This is a genomic window from Curtobacterium sp. Leaf154 (assembly GCF_001424595.1).
GTDB classification, from domain to species: domain Bacteria; phylum Actinomycetota; class Actinomycetes; order Actinomycetales; family Microbacteriaceae; genus Curtobacterium; species Curtobacterium poinsettiae.
This window is the reverse complement of record NZ_LMOS01000001.1, coordinates 985428-1005674: the sequence shown is the minus strand read 5'-3', so window position 1 is coordinate 1005674 and position 20247 is coordinate 985428. Positions and strand designations below refer to the sequence as shown.

At 68.2% G+C, this 20247-nt stretch carries 8 protein-coding genes, 1 tRNA gene and 3 rRNA genes; all 12 read left to right on the top strand.

Annotated elements, in window-relative coordinates; translation table 11 throughout:
• The first annotated feature begins 188 nt into the window (after window positions 1–188).
• The 12 genes from ASF75_RS04620 to ASF75_RS04565 all read left to right on the top strand — a co-directional run bounded on the left by ASF75_RS04620 (window position 189) and on the right by ASF75_RS04565 (window position 20235).
• Window positions 189–1710 (top strand): 16S ribosomal RNA (locus ASF75_RS04620).
• 434 nt (window positions 1711–2144) lie between these two features.
• A 23S ribosomal RNA gene (locus ASF75_RS04615) occupies window positions 2145–5272 on the top strand.
• Window positions 5273–5429: 157 nt separating this feature from the next.
• Window positions 5430–5546 (top strand): 5S ribosomal RNA (gene rrf / locus ASF75_RS04610).
• The 16S, 23S and 5S rRNA genes sit together here, the layout of an rRNA operon.
• 126 nt (window positions 5547–5672) lie before the next feature.
• The gene (gene gltX / locus ASF75_RS04605; protein WP_056069032.1) at window positions 5673–7160 is read left to right on the top strand and encodes a glutamate--tRNA ligase; all 1488 of its coding nucleotides are present in this window, start codon (window positions 5673–5675) and stop codon (window positions 7158–7160) included.
• A gap of 6 nt (window positions 7161–7166) precedes the next feature.
• Complete coding sequence (locus ASF75_RS04600) at window positions 7167–8255, top strand: NAD(P)/FAD-dependent oxidoreductase (protein ID WP_056069029.1); 1089 nt, start codon at window positions 7167–7169, stop codon at window positions 8253–8255.
• Between the two features lie 45 nt (window positions 8256–8300).
• Window positions 8301–8372, top strand: a tRNA-Gln gene (locus tag ASF75_RS04595).
• A 298-nt stretch (window positions 8373–8670) separates the two neighbouring features.
• Window positions 8671–11469 carry an alpha/beta fold hydrolase gene (locus tag ASF75_RS04590; protein ID WP_156463769.1) on the top strand — a complete coding sequence of 933 codons (2799 nt, stop codon included), beginning with the start codon at window positions 8671–8673 and terminating at the stop codon, window positions 11467–11469.
• Window positions 11470–11861: 392 nt separating this feature from the next.
• Window positions 11862–12827 carry a glycosyltransferase family 2 protein gene (locus ASF75_RS04585; protein WP_056069023.1) on the top strand — a complete coding sequence of 322 codons (966 nt, stop codon included), beginning with the start codon at window positions 11862–11864 and terminating at the stop codon, window positions 12825–12827.
• Window positions 12824–13789, top strand: a complete 966-nt coding sequence (locus ASF75_RS04580; protein WP_082509414.1) for a glycosyltransferase family 2 protein — start codon at window positions 12824–12826, stop codon at window positions 13787–13789. The genes ASF75_RS04585 and ASF75_RS04580 overlap by 4 nt, the downstream gene beginning before the upstream one ends.
• On the top strand, window positions 13786–17337 hold the full coding sequence (locus tag ASF75_RS04575) for a glycosyltransferase (RefSeq protein WP_056069020.1): 3552 nt from the start codon (window positions 13786–13788) through the stop codon (window positions 17335–17337). Before ASF75_RS04580 ends, ASF75_RS04575 begins: the two co-directional genes overlap by 4 nt.
• Window positions 17324–19246: a PIG-L family deacetylase gene (locus tag ASF75_RS17560; RefSeq protein WP_056069016.1), complete on the top strand. Its 1923-nt coding sequence runs from the start codon at window positions 17324–17326 to the stop codon at window positions 19244–19246. Before ASF75_RS04575 ends, ASF75_RS17560 begins: the two co-directional genes overlap by 14 nt.
• The gene (locus tag ASF75_RS04565; protein WP_052481845.1) at window positions 19243–20235 is read left to right on the top strand and encodes a glycoside hydrolase family 16 protein; all 993 of its coding nucleotides are present in this window, start codon (window positions 19243–19245) and stop codon (window positions 20233–20235) included. The genes ASF75_RS17560 and ASF75_RS04565 overlap by 4 nt, the downstream gene beginning before the upstream one ends.
• The last annotated feature ends 12 nt before the right edge of the window (window positions 20236–20247 follow it).

Genomic DNA, 20247 nt, shown 5'->3' with positions numbered 1-20247 from the left:
AGTGCGTCTGGTCCTTGAGAACTCAACAGCGTGCACATTGTCAATGCCAATTTATTGATTGACCTCGTGCCTGGTCGGCTTGCTGACTGGGTCATGAAGCAATTCCTTTTGGATTGAAGATTGTCAGTAGACAGTCAACAGTCAGAATCAACTCGGTCTGATGCCTTCGGGTGTTGGGTCTGTATTTTTTTACGGAGAGTTTGATCCTGGCTCAGGACGAACGCTGGCGGCGTGCTTAACACATGCAAGTCGAACGATGATGCCCAGCTTGCTGGGTGGATTAGTGGCGAACGGGTGAGTAACACGTGAGTAACCTGCCCCTGACTCTGGGATAAGCGTTGGAAACGACGTCTAATACTGGATATGATCACTGGCCGCATGGTCTGGTGGTGGAAAGATTTTTTGGTTGGGGATGGACTCGCGGCCTATCAGCTTGTTGGTGAGGTAATGGCTCACCAAGGCGACGACGGGTAGCCGGCCTGAGAGGGTGACCGGCCACACTGGGACTGAGACACGGCCCAGACTCCTACGGGAGGCAGCAGTGGGGAATATTGCACAATGGGCGAAAGCCTGATGCAGCAACGCCGCGTGAGGGATGACGGCCTTCGGGTTGTAAACCTCTTTTAGTAGGGAAGAAGCGAAAGTGACGGTACCTGCAGAAAAAGCACCGGCTAACTACGTGCCAGCAGCCGCGGTAATACGTAGGGTGCAAGCGTTGTCCGGAATTATTGGGCGTAAAGAGCTCGTAGGCGGTTTGTCGCGTCTGCTGTGAAATCCCGAGGCTCAACCTCGGGCTTGCAGTGGGTACGGGCAGACTAGAGTGCGGTAGGGGAGATTGGAATTCCTGGTGTAGCGGTGGAATGCGCAGATATCAGGAGGAACACCGATGGCGAAGGCAGATCTCTGGGCCGTAACTGACGCTGAGGAGCGAAAGCATGGGGAGCGAACAGGATTAGATACCCTGGTAGTCCATGCCGTAAACGTTGGGCGCTAGATGTAGGGACCTTTCCACGGTTTCTGTGTCGTAGCTAACGCATTAAGCGCCCCGCCTGGGGAGTACGGCCGCAAGGCTAAAACTCAAAGGAATTGACGGGGGCCCGCACAAGCGGCGGAGCATGCGGATTAATTCGATGCAACGCGAAGAACCTTACCAAGGCTTGACATACACCGGAAACGGCCAGAGATGGTCGCCCCCTTGTGGTCGGTGTACAGGTGGTGCATGGTTGTCGTCAGCTCGTGTCGTGAGATGTTGGGTTAAGTCCCGCAACGAGCGCAACCCTCGTTCTATGTTGCCAGCGGGTTATGCCGGGGACTCATAGGAGACTGCCGGGGTCAACTCGGAGGAAGGTGGGGATGACGTCAAATCATCATGCCCCTTATGTCTTGGGCTTCACGCATGCTACAATGGCCGGTACAAAGGGCTGCGATACCGTAAGGTGGAGCGAATCCCAAAAAGCCGGTCTCAGTTCGGATTGAGGTCTGCAACTCGACCTCATGAAGTCGGAGTCGCTAGTAATCGCAGATCAGCAACGCTGCGGTGAATACGTTCCCGGGCCTTGTACACACCGCCCGTCAAGTCATGAAAGTCGGTAACACCCGAAGCCGGTGGCCTAACCCTTGTGGAAGGAGCCGTCGAAGGTGGGATCGGTGATTAGGACTAAGTCGTAACAAGGTAGCCGTACCGGAAGGTGCGGCTGGATCACCTCCTTTCTAAGGAGCATCTGGTCAGTGCTGGTCGCCCATKAGGGGTGGTTGGTTGCTGGTCCAGGCGCCTGTTTCGGACCGAACGTGTCCGACGGGTAGCTCATGGGTGGAACATTGACAGTGCAGTTGGGAGTGATGCTTCCGACCTCAGTACGCTCTGCTTGCAGGGTTGGGACGGGTCGGGGGTGGAGMGCTCAGCTGGTGCACGTTGTTGGGTCCTGAGGGACCAGGCTTCCTGCTGCTACGTGAGTGGTGGTGGGGGTTGGGCCTACGGGTCCTTCGTCGGGCCAGTGTGATCCTGCTGTTGTGGTGGGGGAGTGCTGGTGCCGATCGTATGTTGAGAACTACACAGTGGACGCGAGCATCTTTGATTCGCGTCATCCATGATCAGCCTTTTGGGTTGTTGAGTGGTGACGTTGGATCGCAATTTTAATCTTTGTGGTCAAGTTTCTAAGAGCAAACGGTGGATGCCTTGGCATCTGGAGCCGATGAAGGACGTAGAAATCTGCGATAAGCCTCGGGGAGCTGATAATCGAGCTKTGATCCGAGGATTTCCGAATGGGGAAACCCCGCCAGGCGTTTTGCGACCTGGTGACTCCCGCCTGAATATATAGGGCGGGTAGAGGGAACGTGGGGAAGTGAAACATCTCAGTACCCACAGGAAGAGAAAACAACATGTGATTCCGTGAGTAGTGGCGAGCGAAAGCGGATGAGGCTAAACCGATCATGTGTGATAGCCGGCGGGCGTTGCATGGTCGGGGTTGTGGGACACGTCACTCAGTTCTGCCGGACTGGGGCGGTTACAGCGCATCATAGTCGAACCGGTTTGAAAGCCGGGCCGTAGTGGGTGCCAGCCCCGTAGACGAAATGGTGTTATGGCCGGATGTGTATCCCAAGTAGCACGGGGCCCGAGAAATCCCGTGTGAATCTGTCAGGACCACCTGATAAGCCTAAATACTCCCAGATGACCGATAGCGGACAAGTACCGTGAGGGAAAGGTGAAAAGTACCCCGGGAGGGGAGTGAAATAGTACCTGAAACCGTTTGCTTACAAACCGTCGGAGCCTCCTTAGTAGGGGTGACGGCGTGCCTTTTGAAGAATGAGCCTGCGAGTTAGTGATATGTGGCGAGGTTAACCCGTGAGGGGCAGCCGTAGCGAAAGCGAGTCTGAATAGGGCGTTTGAGTCGCATGTTCTAGACCCGAAGCGAAGTGATCTATCCATGGCCAGGTTGAAGCGACGGTAAGACGTCGTGGAGGACCGAACCCACTTCAGTTGAAAATGGAGGGGATGAGCTGTGGATAGGGGTGAAAGGCCAATCAAACTTCGTGATAGCTGGTTCTCTCCGAAATGCATTTAGGTGCAGCGTTGCGTGTTTCTCGCCGGAGGTAGAGCTACTGGATGGCCGATGGGCCTCAACAGGTTACTGACGTCAGCCAAACTCCGAATGCCGGTGAGTGAGAGCGCAGCAGTGAGACGGTGGGGGATAAGCTTCATCGTCGAGAGGGAAACAACCCAGACTACCAACTAAGGTCCCTAAGCGTGTGCTAAGTGGGAAAGGATGTGGAGTTGCACAGACAACCAGGAGGTTGGCTTAGAAGCAGCCACCCTTGAAAGAGTGCGTAATAGCTCACTGGTCAAGTGATTCCGCGCCGACAATGTAACGGGGCTCAAGCACACCACCGAAGTTGTAGATTTCGCACTATAGACAAGCCTTCGTGGTTCAGTCGTGCGGAGTGGTAGGAGAGCGTCGTGTGGCGAGTGAAGCGGCGGAGTGATCCAGCCGTGGACGCTACACGAGTGAGAATGCAGGCATGAGTAGCGAAAGACGGGTGAGAAACCCGTCCTCCGAAAGACCAAGGGTTCCAGGGCCAGGTTAATCCGCCCTGGGTAAGTCGGGACCTAAGGCGAGGCCGACAGGCGTAGTCGATGGACAACGGGTTGATATTCCCGTACCGGCGAACAACCGCCCAAGCTAATCCAGTGGTGCTAAGAGTCCTAACCCGGTACAACCGGATCCCTTCGGGGTGATGGTGGCCGGTCTAACGCTCGACCCCATGCTGGTGCGGTTAGCGTATGAACAGGTGTGACGCAGGAAGGTAGCTGAGCCAGGCGATGGTATCCGTAAGGTGAACCTGGTGTAAGGATGTAGGGCTGACGATAGGCAAATCCGTCGTCTGTGTGCCTGAGATCCGACGCGTACCCGTAAGGGGAAATCAGTGATCCTATGCTGCCGAGAAAAGCATCGACGCGAGGTTGCAGCCGCCCGTACCCGAAACCGACTCAGGTGGTCAGGTAGAGAATACCAAGGAGATCGAGAGAATCGTGGTTAAGGAACTCGGCAAAATGCCCCCGTAACTTCGGGAGAAGGGGGGCCGGACACGTGACCGGATTTACTCCGTGAGCGTTGAAGGCCGCAGAGACCAGTGGGAAGCGACTGTTTACTAAAAACACAGGTCCGTGCGAAGTCGCAAGACGATGTATACGGACTGACGCCTGCCCGGTGCTGGAAGGTTAAGAGGAAGGGTTAGCCTTTGGGCGAAGCTCTGAATTTAAGCCCCAGTAAACGGCGGTGGTAACTATAACCATCCTAAGGTAGCGAAATTCCTTGTCGGGTAAGTTCCGACCTGCACGAATGGCGTAACGACTTCCCAGCTGTCTCAACCGCGAACTCGGCGAAATTGCACTACGAGTAAAGATGCTCGTTACGCGCAGCAGGACGGAAAGACCCCGTGACCTTTACTACAGTTTGGTATTGGTGTTCGGAGTGGCTTGTGTAGGATAGGTGGGAGACTGTGAAGCGGGCACGCTAGTGTTCGTGGAGTCATTGTTGAAATACCACTCTGGTCACTTTGGATGTCTAACGTAGGACCCTGATCGGGTTCATGGACAGTGCCTGATGGGTAGTTTAACTGGGGCGGTTGCCTCCCAAAGAGTAACGGAGGCGCCCAAAGGTTCCCTCAACCTGGTTGGCAATCAGGTGGCGAGTGTAAGTGCACAAGGGAGCTTGACTGTGAGACTGACAGGTCGAGCAGGGACGAAAGTCGGGACTAGTGATCCGGCAGTGGCTTGTGGAAGCGCTGTCGCTCAACGGATAAAAGGTACCTCGGGGATAACAGGCTGATCTTGCCCAAGAGTCCATATCGACGGCATGGTTTGGCACCTCGATGTCGGCTCGTCGCATCCTGGGGCTGGAGTAGGTCCCAAGGGTTGGGCTGTTCGCCCATTAAAGCGGTACGCGAGCTGGGTTTAGAACGTCGTGAGACAGTTCGGTCCCTATCCGCTGCGCGCGTTGGAAATTTGAGAAGATCTATCCCTAGTACGAGAGGACCGGGATGGACGAACCTCTGGTGTGTCAGTTGTTCTGCCAAGGGCACCGCTGATTAGCTACGTTCGGACCGGATAACCGCTGAAAGCATCTAAGCGGGAAGCCGTCTTCGAGATGAGATTTCCATGCACCTTGAGTGTGAGAGGCTCCCAGCAGACTACTGGGTTGATAGGCCGGATGTGGAAGCGGGGACTAACGACCCGTGGAGCTGACCGGTACTAATAAGCCGAAGACTTGATAACACACTGATTTCCGTGCACTTGTTGCACGGGCTCGCGTCCACTTTGTGGTTCCCGACAGACGATCGGGAATCGAAACTGAATACACCGCTCTGCCCTCTTCACGGARGGCAGTAGTCGGGACAGCTTTGAGACCAATGTATGATCTGGTCGAGAGTGTTCCGGTGGTCATAGCGAGAGGGAAACGCCCGGTCACATTCCGAACCCGGAAGCTAAGCCTCTCAGCGCCGATGGTACTGCAAGGGGGACCTTGTGGGAGAGTAGGACGCCGCCGGACTTAACGTAGTAAGAACAGGGAACCCCTGACCATTCGTGGTCAGGGGTTTTCTGCGTTCACGGGGTTGTTCTGCGTCATCCACAGCGCAGGAAGGACGGGCGGGTGCCGCGGTAGGGTTGGCGGGTCATGACTGCGCCATTCACCACCGCCTCCGGCTCCGACATCCGCGTCCGCTTCTGCCCGAGCCCGACGGGGACCCCGCACGTGGGGCTCATCCGCACCGCCCTCTTCAACTGGGCCTACGCCCGCCACACCGGCGGCAAGCTCGTGTTCCGCATCGAGGACACCGACGCAGCCCGCGACAGCGAGGAGTCGTACGCGCAGATCCTCGACGCGCTCCGTTGGCTCCGGCTCGACTGGGACGAAGGCGTCGACGCCGGTGGCGAGCACGGACCGTACCGGCAGTCCGAGCGCACCGCGATCTACGACGACGTGATCGCGGAGCTCAAGGCGTCCGGACACATCTACGAGTCCTTCGTCACGCCGGACGAGATGGAAGCCCGCAACAAGGCAGCCGGTCGTGATCCCAAGCAGGGCTACGACAATCACGAGCGTGACCTGACCGACGCCGAGCGCCAGGCCTTCCGTGACGAGGGCCGCGAGCCGGCGCTCCGTCTGCGTGTGCCGGACCGCGACCTGAGCTTCGATGACCTGGTGCGCGGCGAGATCACGTTCAAGCAGGGCACCTTCCCGGACTTCGTGGTGGTCCGCCCGAACGGCAAGCCGCTCTACACGTTCACCAACCCGGTCGACGACGCCCTGATGGGGATCACCCACGTGCTCCGTGGTGAAGACCTGCTGTCGTCGACCCCGCGACAGATCGCCCTGTACGAGGCGCTGTACGAGATCGGCCTCGCGCCGTCCATCCCGGTGTTCGGACACCTGCCGTACGTGATGGGGGAGGGGAACAAGAAGCTCTCGAAGCGTGACCCCGAGTCGAACCTGTTCCACCACCGCGCCGCCGGCATGATCCCCGAGGGGCTCGTCAACTACCTGGCACTGCTCGGGTGGTCGATCGGCCCCGACCGCGACGTGTTCTCGATCGACGAGATGGTCGCGGCGTTCGACGTCACCGACGTCAACCCGAATCCGGCCCGCTTCGACCATAAGAAGGCCGAGGCGATCAACGGGGACCACATCCGGCTGCTCGCACCGGACGACTTCCGGTCGCGCCTGCTGCCGTACCTGACGGAGTTCGTCAGCGACCCGGCGACCCCGGAGCAGCTCGAGGTCCTGACGAAGGCCGCCCCGCTCGTCCAGGAGCGCATGCAGCTGCTCGGTGAGGCACCGGCGATGCTCGGGTTCCTGTTCACGGCCGACGCCGATCTGGTGGTCGAGGACGACGCGCTGGCATCGCTCAAGGGCGACACGGCGACCGTTCTGACGGCGAGCATCGCGGCGCTCGAGGGGGTGCAGGACTGGACCACCGAGTCGATCGAGGGTGCGCTCCGTGCGACCCTCATCGACGAGCTCGGACTGAAGCCCCGAGTGGCCTTCGGCCCGTTGCGCGTCGCCGTGTCCGGGCGTCGGATCAGCCCGCCGCTGTTCGAGTCGATGGAGATCCTGGGCAAGGAGTCCACCCTGACCCGGCTCCGCGCCCTCGCGGCGCGCTGACCGACCGTGAGCAGCACCGAGCAGGCCGTGCCGTTCGTGCACGACGTGGCGGTCATCGGCGCCGGGCCGGCCGGCCTGAGCGCGGCGCTCAACCTGGTCCGGGCGAAGCGGACCGTGCTGCTCGTCGACGCGAATCGGCCCCGGAACGCCGCCACCCTGCGGTCGCACGGTTTCCTGACGCGGGACGGCATCTCGCCGCTCGAGCTCCGGAAGCTCGGCCGGACCGAGGTCCAGGGCTACCCGGAGGCGACGGTCGTGCAGTCCGTCGTCGACCTGGTGGCTCGGGACCCCGACAGGGACGCCTGGCGGGTGCACGGTTCGTGGCGCGGCACCGAGCTCGACGCCCGCGCCCGGACGGTCGTCGTCGCCACCGGGCTGCGTGAGGAGTTCCCGGCACTGCCGATGCTCCGCGCGTTCTACGGTACGGCGGTGCACAGCTGCGTCGAGTGCGATGCGTACGACAAGGCCGGGCAGCCGCTCGCGTTCATCTGCGAGACCGACGACGTGGTCGACCGCGCGCTGCTCATCGCGTCGTGGACGGACGACCTGATCGTCTACACGAACGGCATCGCGCCGATCGATGATGCTGGTCGCGCACGCTTGGCCGCGGCTGGCGTCGTCGTGGACGAGCGGGCCGTCGAGGACCTGGAAGGGGACCGCACCGGGATGACCGGCGTCCGGCTCGCCGACGGCCACGTCGAGCCACGCGCCGGAGGGTTCGTCCGCCCGGTGTGGCACGCGGACCTCGACTGGCTGCACACCAGCACGGGCACCAGCGCCGGCGAGAGCACCAGCGCCAGCGCCGGCGAGAGCACCAAGGCCAACGCCAGCGCCAACGTCGGTGGGAGCACGACGACGACCGCGGACGCCGACACGCCCGGGTCGCTCGGAGGCCTGCAGCGCGACCCGCAGGGACTCCTGGTGGTCGACCGGGTCGGCCGGACATCGGTCCCGGGGCTCTACGCAGTGGGAGACGTCACGCCGCCCGGCCCGGAACAGCTCATCGTCGCCGCCGGGCACGGAGCCGCGACCGCTGCTGCCGTGCACCGAGACCTGGTTGGTGGTCTCACGGACCTCCGGGATGCTGTACAGTAGTTGATCGTGCCCCGGGTGACCGGGCCAGAAGGCCGACAGGCCTTTTGGGGTATGGTGTAATTGGCAACACAGCGGTTTCTGGTACCGTCGTTCTTGGTTCGAGTCCAGGTACCCCAGCACTCGATGAACAGCCCCCGGGATATCCCGGGGGCTGTTCTCGTTCCGCGGGGCGGTTGCGCGGAACCGCACGATCCCCGAGCGATGAGCCACCGCGGCGCGAGAACTGCCCAGGGCGGTGGACCGATCGATCCGGATCCGCAGCCTCCGTGGCGGGCGCGGGCCGCGCCTCCAGGCCGGGTTGCGGTTCCCCGCACCCACCCGGCACCTGCTCGCGTGCGCGGGGAGCACGGTCCTACGGTCGGAAGACCGTCGCGGGAGTCGTGGCGGTCCGCTGCCGAGCACCCGAGGTGTCATCGTGACCTCCGCCGACCCGCTGACGACCATCGATCCCTGGCACCACCCAGCCGCCGTCCCCGCAGCGGCCGACCACTCCGTGCTGGACCGCTGGGACCGCGTGGTGGCGCTCCGGGGCGACGCCGCCGCGCTCGCGGGGAACGGCCGTCCGTACACGTACGCCCAGGCGGACCGGGCGTCCCGCGCGCTGGCCGCAGCCCTGACCGTGACGCTCCGGCCCGACGACCACAGCGGCGCCGGCGTGGACGAGACCCCCGGCGGGGCGTCGAAGCCGGTCGGGCTGATGGCGGGACAGTCGACCGAGGCCGTGATCGGGATCCTGGCGCTGGTGCGTGCCGGACGGACCGTGGTGGTGCTCGACGACCACCTGCCCGCCGCACGGCTGGCGCACGTGGCCCGGCTCGCCGGAGTCGACGAGATCGTGGCCGACACCGAACGAGCGGCACCGGCCGCCGGTGTCGTCGCGGAGCGGGACGGCCGGGTGCACGCACTCGGCGAGATGCTGGACGTGGGCGCACCCGGCGATGCCCCTGCGACGGACACCGCAACCGCACCCGGTGGTGCCCCCACGACGGACACCGCAGGCGCCCCCGGCGGGCGGGACCCCTTCGCGATCGTCTTCACCTCCGGCTCGACCGGCATGCCGAAGGGCGTCGTCCTGACGCACCGGCAGCAGATCGCCAACGCCGAGCAGGACGCCCTCGCCCTGGGCCTCGGCCCCGGCGACCGCCTCGGTGTGGTCCTGCCGCTGTCGTTCGCGGCCGGGCTGCTGTTCTCGTTCGACACACTGCTGTGCGGCGGCACGATCGTGCTGCTCGAGCCGCGTGACCTCGGTGTCGAACGGCTGCTCGGACGGTTCCGGGACGACGGCGTGAACGTGCTCGTCTGCACCCCGCACCTGCTGCGCTCGATCGTCGGGTCGCAGAACGCCCCCGGAGCGCACGGGACCGCAGCCGGGACCGCACCGGTGCTCGGCGGCCTGCGCTTCCTGATGACCACGGGCGAACCCGTCACCGGCGCCGACCTCGCCGCAGCCCGACCGCACCTGGACCCGGACACGCTGCTCCTGAACGCCTTCGGTTCGAGCGAGACGGCATGCGTCGCGTACTGCCCGGTGGCCCCGGGCGAGCCGGTGCCCGAGGGCGTGGTGCCCGCCGGGTGGCCACTGCCCGGCAAGACCGTGCTCGTGCTCCGTGAGGACGGCAGCCGGGCCGACCCGGGGGAGACCGGCGAGCTCGTCGTCGTCTCCGACGCCCTGACCGCGGGCTACTGGGGCGCGCCGGAGAAGACCGCCGAACGGGCCGGTCGCACCGGCGAGGCCGAGTCCGCCGTCGGCATCCTCGTCGGGACCCCGAGCTGGCGGCAGGGCGACCTGGCACGCGTCGACCCCGACGGCCGGCTCGTGCTCCTCGGCCGGTCCGACGACGCCGTGAAGGTCCGCGGCTACCTGGTCGAACCGAGCGAGGTCGAGGCGGCGCTCCGCGCGGTCCCCGAGGTGCACGACGCGGTCGTGACGGCACAGGTCGATCCCGGTTCCGTCACCCGGCTCGTCGCCTACGTGGTCGGCCGGCCGGGGCAGCGCACCCCGGCACCGGGTGCGCTCCGACGGGCACTCCGCGACCGGCTGCCCGAGTACATGGTGCCGGCGTCGATCGTGCCGATGACCGAACTGCCGCGGAACGAGCGGGGCAAGGTCGACCGGGCCGGACTCCCCGGGGCGCCGAGCGTCGAGACCGAGATGGTCGAGGGTGAGTACGACCAGTGGGAGCTCGTCGTCGGGCAGATCTGGGCCGAGGTGCTCGGGCTCCGGGGCGTGCACCTGGACGAGGACTTCTCCGCGCTCGGCGGCGACTCGCTGTCCGCCGAGGAGATGCTCGCCGTCGTGCAGGACCGGCTCGGGGTCGACCTGCGCTCGTCCGACGTGCTCGAGCACCCGACGCTCCGCGCCTTCGCCCGCCGTGTGCGGAGCGGGACGAGCGCGCTGCCGAGGCACCCCGACGTCGTGAAGGTGTCCGAGGCGCGCGAGGGCGGCCGTCCGCCGGTGTTCTGCTTCGCGGGTGGCGGTGCCCTGGCGCTGACGTTCCTGCCGCTGTCGCGCCACCTGCCCGAGCACGACGTGTACGCGTTCCAGCAGCACGGGCTCGAACGCCGCGGGGTGCCGGACTGGACCATCGAGCGGAGCGCCCGCCGCTGGGTCGCCCTGATGCGCATCGTCCAGCCCCGGGGACCGTACGTGCTCGTCGGGCACTCGCTCGGCGGACTGGTCGCGCTGGAGATCGCACGGCTGCTCACCGAGAGCGGCGAGCAGGTCGAGCACCTCGCGCTCCTCGACACGTACCTGCCGCGGACCGGGTCCGACACCGCTCGGCTGCACTTCGGTCGGCTCGAGCCGCGCGAGCACCGCAACCCCACCGTGCGGGCCGTGCGGCAGCGCGTGGACGGGGCACTCCGGCGCGTGCTGCCGTCCGGGACGTCGTGGGGCGACCACGTCGCCAAGCGCCTCCGGGCCTACACGGCCGGCGTCCTGCGTCACGGCGGCCAGCGACACTTCGACGCGTTCTTCGACCAGGCCGAGCTCGTGACCAGACGGCACCACCCGACGCCGTTCCACGGGCGCGCCACCTACGTGCTCGCCGACGCGAACCCCGACGCCGCCGGCTGGTCCGCGCTGCTGCGCGGGGAGACCGAGACGGTACGGATCGCCGCCGAGCACAGCTCGCTGCTGCGGGAACCGCACGTCGCCGACCTCGCGACGGCGCTGCGGGCCGCGTTCGCGACGGAGCACGCACCCCGGAGCTGAGCGGCTGCGCACCGGGTGCGGTGGTCGCGACCAGGAAGCGGACGGGAGGCGCGGGGCCGGCCGGCACCGCGCCTCCCGTCCGCTCGTGGCTCGTCCACCACCCGTCGGCCGCCGCGCCCGGCGGCCCACCTGCGCGAGCGTTGCGGGTTTCCGTATCCGCACCCGGGTGTCCGCAAGGGACCGCAGCGTGCATTGACCCTCCCGCCGGCCACGGCGATGGTTGGAACCGCGGGGGAGAGTACCCACTCACCCGCGGCAAGCCGGCGGCGTCGTACCCGCGTCCCGCTGCTCGACCGACGACGATCACCGTCGTCGAGGCGTCATCCGAGGACGCACCGCTCGTCTCGACGAGCCACCACCCGACAGCAACCCTGACCCGACAGGACCGCGCCATGCCCGTACGTACCGTCCGCCCTGCAGACCCGAGGGTCTCCGTCGTCATCCCGGCGCGGAACGAGGCCCGCAACCTCGAGATCATCCTCCCGAAGCTCCCGCCCGTGTACGAGGTGATCCTGGTCGACGGCAACTCCGTCGACGACACGATCGCCACGGCCCAGCGGGTCATGCCCGGCATCCGCGTCGTGCACCAGACGCGCAAGGGCAAGGGCAACGCCCTGGCGTGCGGGTTCGAGGCCGTCACCGGCGACGTCGTCGTGATGTTCGACGCCGACTGCTCCGCGGACCCCGACGAGATCCCTCGGTTCGTCCAGGCACTCGTCGAGGGCGCCGACGTCGCGAAGGGCACCCGGTACTCGCTCGGCGGTGGCAGCGACGACATCACGATCGTCCGCAACATGGGCAACCGCGGCCTGAACCTGCTCTGCAACGTCATCCTCGGCACCCGCTACAGCGACCTCTGCTACGGCTACAACGCCTTCTGGGCCGACGTGCTGCCGGAGATCGGTCTGCTGTCGTCCGAGCTGCCGAAGCCGGCCGACGGCTCGATGCTGTGGGGCGACGGGTTCGAGATCGAGACCGTCCTCACCTGCCGCTGGTCGGCCGCCGAACTCGCGATCACCGAGGTGCCGAGCCACGAGAAGCTCCGCGTGCACGGTTCCAGCAACCTGAACGCCGTGACCGACGGCATCCGCGTGCTGAAGTCGATCATGCACGAGCGCCGTCGCGCCGCCATCGGCCGTGCCGAGGTCCGCCGGGCGGCGATGAGCGTCGTGCCGCCGGCCCAGCAGCTCGTTGCCGGGCACGCTCCGGTGCACGCCGCCGGGCACGCTCCGGTGCACGCCGCCGGGCACGCTCCGGTGCACGCCGCCGGGCACGCTCCGGTGCACGCCGCCGGGCACGCTCCGGTCGGCACCCCCGTCGCCGCGACCGCCGGCATCCTCGAAGAGGACGTCGCGTGACGAGCGTCGCGGTCGTCATCTGCGCCTACACCCAGCAGCGCTGGGGCGACCTGCAGGACAGCGTCGAGTCGGCCAGGCGTCAGCCCGAGGCGCCCGAGGTCGTCGTCGTGATCGACCACGAGCCCGAGCTCCTGCTGCGCGCCGCGGCCCGCTGGCCCGGACTCCGCGTCGTCCCGAACACCGAGGACCGCGGGCTGTCCGGTGCCCGGAACACGGGCGTCGCCCTGACGGACGCCGACGTCGTCGCGTTCCTGGACGACGATGCCACGGCGGACCCGGACTGGCTCGGGCACATGCTCACCGCGCTCGAGGACCCCGAGGTCGTCGGCGTCGGGGGCCGCGCCACCCCGTCCTGGCCGACCGCCACCGGCGCCGGCCCGTACGCCGACGAGCTGCTCTGGATCGTCGGCTGCTCGTACCGCGGCCTGCCGGAGACCCCCGGCGACGTCCGCAACGTGATCGGCTCGAGCATGGCCTTCCGCCGCGACGCGATCCTGCTCGCGGGCGGGTTCCGCTCGGGCATCGGTCGGGTCGGCAACCAGCCGCTCGGGTGCGAGGAGACCGAGCTCTGCATCCGCATCGCCCAGGCCCGTCCGGGTGCGCGGATCCGCCACGAACCGCGGTCGAACGTGTCGCACCGGGTCTCACCGGACCGTGTCACCATGCGGTACCTGCGTCGTCGCAGCTACTACGAGGGCACCTCGAAGGCCGTCCTGAGCCGCCGGGTCGGCACGGGGGACTCACTCGCCAGCGAGTCGACCTACCTGACCCGTGTGATCCCGGGCGCCGTGCTGCGGGAACTCCGACAGGTCGGTCGTGGCGGAGGCCTGCGGGCGTACGCCATCGCGCTCTCCGTCGTCTCGACGGTCGCGGGCTACGCCGTCGGCCGGGTCCTCGGCACCCTCGTCGTGCGGACCCCGCCCGCACCCGCCCCGCTCCCGCAGACGGTGGGGACGCCGTGACCCGCGCGACCCTGGCGATGGTCCTCTCGCCGATCGTGAGCGGACCGCTCGTCCCCACGTGGGACGGCGCGCTCTGGATCGGCGAGGTGGACCGGGCCGACGTGCACGCGTCGAGCCACCGGGACGTCATCGCCCTGCAGGGATCGGCCGGGTACGGGCGTGCCCGGCTGCTCGTCCGCGACCGCGGTGAGCCGCTCGGCTTCGTCGAGACCGAGATCACCGAACGCCGCCGCATCGGCGGCACGATCGACGTCCGTGCGCTGCAGCGCGCGATCCGGCCCATGCCGGCCCCCGAGCGTCGGCCGGCAGCAGGTCTGGTGCTGCCGTCCGTCACCGTGGTGCTCTGCACGGACGGCGCCGCCGGCACGACCATGCGCTCGGTGCTGGCGAACCGGTACCCCGACTTCGACGTCGTGGTCGTCTCCCGCGGTGCCGACGACGAGGGCGTGGCGACGGTCGACATCGGCGGACGCCGGGTCACCACCATCGCCGCGCCGGGTGAGGGGCTCGCCGCCGCGCGGAACGCCGGTCTGCTCGCCGCCTCGGGCGAGGTCGTCGCGTTCGTCGACGAAGGCGCCGTCGTCGACGGTGACTGGGTCGACGCCGTCGCCCGTGCCTTCGCGGCCGCTGACGACGTGGACTGCGTCACCGGTCTCGTGCCGAGTGCGGAACTCCGCACCCCGGCACAGCGCTGGCACGACGCCCACACCCCGGGGGCGCGCACCGTCCGCCGTCGGGTGTTCCGGCTCGACGACGCGGTGGACGACCTGCCGCTGCACCCCTTCGCCGCCGCCGCGTACGGCACCGGCGCGAACCTCGCCGTCCGCCGTGCGGCCGCGCTCCGGATCGGTGGGTTCGACACCGCCTTCGGTCCCGGCACCAGCGTCGGTGGCGGCGACGACCTCGACCTCTTCACACGACTGCTGTTCGCCGGATCCGCGATCGCCGTCGAACCGGCCGCCATCGCGTGGCAGCGATCGGCGGACGACGTCGCGTCGCTCCGCGCGGCCGCCGCTGCCCACGGCCACGGACTCGGAGCCTGGATGACCAAGAACGCCTTCGACCGCGACACCTTCACCGCTTCGGTGGACGCGGCCCCCGAGGCGATCAACGCCTTCGCCCGGCTCGGTCTCGAACAGGGCGACCGTGCGTCGGACGTCGCCGGGGACACCGGCACGGACCGGGCCCGCGCGACGGACCCGGTCGACGCGGAGTTCGCCGCGACGGAACGGCGGCTGCGGGGCGTCGAACGACGGTCGGTGCTCACCGCACCCGTCCTGGCGCTCGTCGAACGCCTGCGGGGTGGCGGCACCATCGACCGCACCGCACGCGGTCGTCACGAGCTCCGGCACGGCCTGGCCGGTACCCGCTCGGGCCGCCCGGTGGTGGCGGACGCCATGGGGCCGCTCACCCGGCTGAGCGCCGCGGGGCTCGTCACCGCGACGCTGCTCGTCGCGGTCGTCGGCGCCGTCGGTGACCTGCCGGTGCTGCGGGGGAGCGCGATCGGCGTCTTCCTGTTCGCGCTGCTCGGTGTCGCACCGCTCCTGCTCGTCCGTCCGATGCCGCTCGCCCGGTTCAGCGTCTTCGCCGTCACGGCGTCGCTGGTCGGCACGATCGCGATCGGCTACACGATGGCGACGTTCCGCATCTGGGAACCGACGGTGCCGTTCGTCGGGGTCGTCGTGCTCACCGCCCTCGCCCTGGCGATCGCGGTGCCGCGGGACCTCGCCGAACTCCGGCGCGCCCGCCTGCTGCCCACCGACGGTGCCGCACCGGCGCGCCGGTGGTCACCGACGCACACCGTGACCGCCGCTTCGGTGGCCGGTCTGCTCGTCATCGTCGTCGCCGCGCTGACCCACGTCGGCGATCCGGTGCCTGACGGCCTGTTCGGATCGCTGGGCCCCGGCCTGGTGATCGGCCTCGCGATCGTCGTCGCGGCCGCCGTCGTCGCCGTGGTCCGCGGCCGCGGACTCGCGGTCCCCGTCGTGGTGCTCGGTGGGAGCATCCAGCTCGCCCAGGCGATCACCTACGGCATGCCGACCGTGATGGCGGCCGCCCGGCACATCGGGGTCCTGGAGTACATCCGACGCTGGGGCGGGACGAACCCCACGGCCGACATCTTCCAGACGTGGTCCGGCCTGTTCGCTGGTGGCGCCTGGGTCGCGGACGTCGGCGGCATCGACAACGCCATGACCATCGCCGCGTGGGTCCCCGTCCTGCTCGCCTTCAGCACGACGATCGCGGTCGGTGTCCTGGCCGCCAACTGGCTGCCGGGCAACCGTCGTCCGTGGATCGCCGCGTTCCTGACGGCGATGACCGGTTCGCTCAACACGACGTACTTCTCGCCCCAGTCCGTCGGCATCCTGATGTCCCTGGTGATCCTGGTGCTCGCCGTCGGCCCGCTGCGCCGGACCGCCGTGACCACCGACGACGGCCTGCGGACCACCGTGCTCCGTCCACGCCGTGTCGGCCTGTCCCGGATCATCGCGATCACGGCGATCGGCATCGTGCTCGTCGTGACCCACCAGATCTCGCCCTACCTGACGGTCGCGGCGCTCGTGACCCTCGTCGTGTTCCGGTTGCTCCGCCCCTGGTGGCTGCCCGTCGTCGTGCTCGTGCCGGCGATCGGGTTCGCGATGCTGAACGGCGACGTGCTCGGCAAGTTCCTGTCCCTGGCGGCGGTCGGCAAGGTGCTCGACAACGTGCAGCCGCCGTCGCACGACATGACGGTGCTGCCGAAACCGCTCGTCACCCGGCTCGCGTTCGACGTGCCGGCCGTGGCACTCATCGTGCTCGGCCTCGTGGCGGTGCTCACCGTGCTCATGCGTCGTGACCGCGTGCACTGGGGCCTGCTCACCGCCGCCGCGAGCCCGATCTCGTTGCTCGTCGCGACGAACTACGGCCAGGAGGGCATCTTCCGGGTCGTGCTGTTCGCGACACCGTGGATCGCGATCCTGGCGGCCGGCCTGCCGAGGCCGAGCGGCCGCTTCGCGTGGGCCGGTGCGCTGCTCGAGCGCACCTTCCGACCGACGGCGGTCACGGCCGTCTTCGCCGCCGCCGCCGTGGCCGCGATGGTCGCCGTCGGCGCCTTCGGCCAGACCGCCCTCGACTGGAACCGCGTGCCCCCGCGCAGCCAGTCCGCCGCGACGCAGTTCTACGACGCCACCGCCCCGAAGGGTTCCGTCATGCTGCTGACCGGTTCGGCGAACGCCGTCCCCAGCAACACCGGGTCGCGCTACTTCGACGTGGGCTGGTTGTCCCGCGAGGTGCTCGGCGACTACCCGGGACCCCGGGGCTACGACGCCGTCGACGACGTCTCCGAGATGACCCGTTCGCTGGTGCTCGAGTGGCCGGCCACGCAGTACTACGCCATGGTCGCGGAGCCGTTCGGCGCGTACGACGAGCGCTACGGGTACCAGACCGAGGCCGACTACCAGCGGGTCCGGGCAGCCATGGCCGACTCGCCGTACTGGAAGCGTGTGTGGGGCTCCGGCACCACGACGGTCTACCGGATCACCCAGGCGGGCCTCGCGCATGCCGCGGACTGACCGTCGGCGGACCGGGCGGGCGTGGCGCATCGGTGCCGCGTCCGCCGCGGCGGTCCTCGCGCTGGTGGCGCTCGCCGCCCCGGCCCTCGACGCGACGGGTGCTGCGGCCTCGGCATCGACGCCGACCAGCCGTTCCGAGGGCGGTGGTCCGGCGGTGCCCGGCCCGGCCGGTGTCGACTGCAGCGCCGGTCGTGTCCTCACCCTGGTGGCGCACGCCGACGACGACCTGCTGTTCTCCGGCACCGAACTCCGTGCGGACGTCGACGCGGGCAAGTGCGTCCGCTCCGTGGTCGTCACCGCTGGCGACGCCGGCAAGCCCGCCTGGTACTGGCAGGCGCGTCAGGACGGGCTGATGGCGTCCTACGCCGAGATCGCCGGCGTCGACCCGGTCTGGACGACCGGACAGGCCACCGTCGCGGGACGCACACTGCACACCGAGACCCTGGCCACCGACCCGGCGCTCAGCCTGGTGTTCCTCCAGCTGCCGGACGGCGACGTCGACGGTTCGGGCTTCGCGGCCGACGACGACGAGAGCCTCGAGAAGCTGTACCAGGGCCACATCCCGACGATCCACACCGTCGCTGACGCGTCGCAGCCGGCGTCGTACTCCCTCGCCGACCTGCGCGCGACCGTCGGCGGACTGTTCACCGACTACGCGCCCACCGAGGTCCACACCCTCGACCACGGCGGGTCCTACGGTGACGGCGACCACAGTGACCACCACACCGTCGCCTACCTGGCCGCCGAGGCCCAGGCCGCGTCGGCGACGTCCCACACCTTCACGGGGTACCTCGGCTACCCGATCGCGGACCGACCCTCGAACCTGACGGCGGCACAGACCGCGGCCAAGTCGGCGGCGTTCTTCGCCTACGCGGCGCACGACGGGGAGACCTGCGCGTCGACCTCGGCGTGCGCGTCCCGCCCCGAGGGCTCCTGGCTGAGCCGGCAGTACACCGTCGGGTCGTCCACCGAACCGCCGACGGACCCGCTGCCCGAGCACGGCACCGACGTCACCTCCGGCGCATCGGTCACGGCGAGCGCCGAGAACCCGGCCGACGGCCAGACCGCCGCCAAGGCCGTCGACGGCGTCGTCAGCGGCTACCCGGACGCCCCGACGGCCGAGTGGGCTGCCCCGTGGGGCGGCGTCGGGACGTGGATCCAGCTCGACTGGGCCGCGGGTACCACGTTGCACGAGGTCGACCTCGCCGACCGGCCGAACGGGGACGACCGGGTCACCGGCGGCACGCTGACCTTCTCGGACGGCTCGAGCGTGGCCGTCCCGGCGCTCGACGACGGCGGTGCCGTGCAGCGCGTGGCGTTCGCTGCGCGCCACGTCACGTGGGTCCGGTTCACCGTCGGCTCGGTGAGCCGGACGACACGGAACGTCGGTCTGGCCGAGATCCGGGCGTTCGCCCCGGAGCCGCCGCCGACGCCGACGCCGACGCCGACCCCGACCCCGACGCCGACCCCGGATCCGACGCCGACGGCATCCGACGTCACCGCCTCGGCCGTGCCGACGGCCGCGTGGGACGACGCGTCCACCGGGCAGACGGTCGACAAGGCGGTCGACGGGGTCGTCTCGGGCTACCCCGCCGACACCACCGCCGAGTGGGTCGCCCCGTGGGGGCGGACCGGCGTCTGGATCCAGCTCGACTGGGCCGCCTCGCAGCGCCTCAGCCGGATCGTGCTGCACGACCGTCCGAACAGCGCCGACCAGGTCACCAGCGGGATCCTGACGTTCTCGGACGGCAGTCAGGTCGCGGTCGGTTCCCTGCCGGACGGCGGCGACGCCCTGACCGTCGACTTCACCCCGCGCAGCGTCTCGTGGGTGCGCTTCACGGTGACGGGCGTCTCGGACAGCACCGGCAACGTCGGACTCTCCGAGCTCCGCGCCTGGACGACCGGATGACCGACGACCAGGGGGACCGCCAGGAGGCCCGCCCCACGTGGTCGGAACACGTCGCCGACGACGCGGCGTCGGCCAACGGCGCGGCACCGGCACACGGACGCGGCCTGTCCCGGCACCGCCCGCCGCGCCGCCGCGCACGACGCGCCGCCTTCGCCGCCGGTGCGCTCCTGGCCGCCGCCGGCATCGTCGCCGGCACCGCGACCGCCACCACCACCGCGAACGGGGACGACGTGACCCTCGACGATCCCAGTGGCGTCTCGATGCCCTCCGACCAGCCGGCCGGGTGGACCCGGGTGTTCGGCGAGGACTTCGCCGACACCGCCACGAACCGGACCTTCGAGTCGCGGTACGCCGAGCGCTTCGTCGCGTACCACGGCTTCGCGGACACCGCGGGGACCGGGCGGTACCAGGCGTCGACGCTGTCCACGCACGACGGCCTGCTCGACGTGCGACTCCGGACCACCAGCGCCGGTGTCCCGCTCGCCGGCGGTGTGGTGCCGCTCGTCGACGGGCACTGGGGCGGACAGACCTCCGGCCGCTACAGCATCCGGATGAAGAGCGACGAGGTCGACGGGTACGGCGTCGCCGTCCTGCTGTGGAGCGATCAGAACCTGTGGTCGGACGGTGAGATCGACTTCCCGGAGGGGGCACTCGGTGCGCCGGCCTGGCTCAACGTGCACTGCCTGTCCGATCCGGCCGAGAAGTGCGTCCACGAGCAGACCTCGGCCTCGCTGGCCGACTGGCACACCTACACGATCGAGTGGACGCCCGAGCGGATGTCGTTCCTGGTCGACGACGAGGTCGTCGGCACCACGACGGAGAACATCCCGACGGCACCGATGCACCTGGTCGTCCAGGCGGGCTCGAACGGTGGGGACCCGCCCGCCGACGCCGAGGGCTCGCTGCTCATCGACTGGCTGACCATCGACGTGCCGTCTGCCGGGGCCGCGCCCGCGGCGACGCTGCCGTCCGACGCCCCGACCGACTGAGCTGCTCCGGAC

Bases quoted from the DNA above. Each gene is read 5' to 3' on its own strand.
- gltX (WP_056069032.1), top strand. From the start codon at position 5,673: ATGACTGCGCCATTCACCACCGCCTCCGGCTCCGACATCCGCGTCCGC.
- ASF75_RS17560 (WP_056069016.1), top strand. From the start codon at position 17,324: ATGCCGCGGACTGACCGTCGGCGGACCGGGCGGGCGTGGCGCATCGGT.
- ASF75_RS04565 (WP_052481845.1), top strand. From the start codon at position 19,243: ATGACCGACGACCAGGGGGACCGCCAGGAGGCCCGCCCCACGTGGTCG.
- ASF75_RS04585 (WP_056069023.1), top strand. From the start codon at position 11,862: ATGCCCGTACGTACCGTCCGCCCTGCAGACCCGAGGGTCTCCGTCGTC.